At 61.8% G+C, this 681-nt stretch carries 1 pseudogene; it reads left to right on the top strand.

From position 1 onward, the window contains the following. Nucleotides 1–681 (top strand): annotated as a pseudogene (locus D6C13_RS25340) (RHS repeat domain-containing protein); the annotation flags it as partial.

The following is a 681-nucleotide window of genomic DNA, read 5'->3' as shown; positions in this document are numbered from 1 at the left end:
GGAGAAACGTACCGGTTTAACTGGGGAACAAACGATCGCCTGACGGAAGAAATCGGGCTGGATGATGTGATCACCCGTTACGACTATGACGAGTGTAACCGCGCCATCCGCCGCACTTTTGCTGCGAACAGCGGGCATGCGCTGACGCACCAGTTCACCCGTGACCTGAGCGGGCAGCTGAAAGCGAAACTCACGCCGGACGGCGTAACGGAGTATGCATACAGCCCTGCCGGTCGCCTGACGGAGGCGGTATTTACTCCGCAAAATGATGGCACTGCGCAGCAGCTGCGGCTCGATTATGACCGGGTCGGGCAACTGACTGCAGAGGACGGCATCAACGGTGCCGTGGGCTATCAGTACGATGCCCCTGGCAACCGCACGGCGGTCACCCTGCCGGACGGCCGTTCGCTGAAAACCTTTTACTACGGCAGCGGTCACGCACTTCAGATGATGCTGGACTCCCGGCTTATCACCGAATTCAGCCGCGACGCCCTGCACCGGGAAACCGGCCGGACCCAGGGGGTGCTGCATTCCGGGCTGCGGTACGACCGCTATGGCCGCGTCACTGAGCGCTGGACGGGCCAATCCCCTCACTCTGCGCTGTCGCAGACGAAAGAGAGCTGGCACTACGATCTGCGGGATAACCTCACCTCGGTGCATCAGAGCACCCCCCTGTTCCGG

Source organism: Rahnella woolbedingensis (genome assembly GCF_003602095.1).
Taxonomy (GTDB): domain Bacteria; phylum Pseudomonadota; class Gammaproteobacteria; order Enterobacterales; family Enterobacteriaceae; genus Rahnella; species Rahnella woolbedingensis.
Note: the sequence above shows the minus strand (reverse complement) of the source record. Positions and strands in the feature narration are given on the sequence as shown.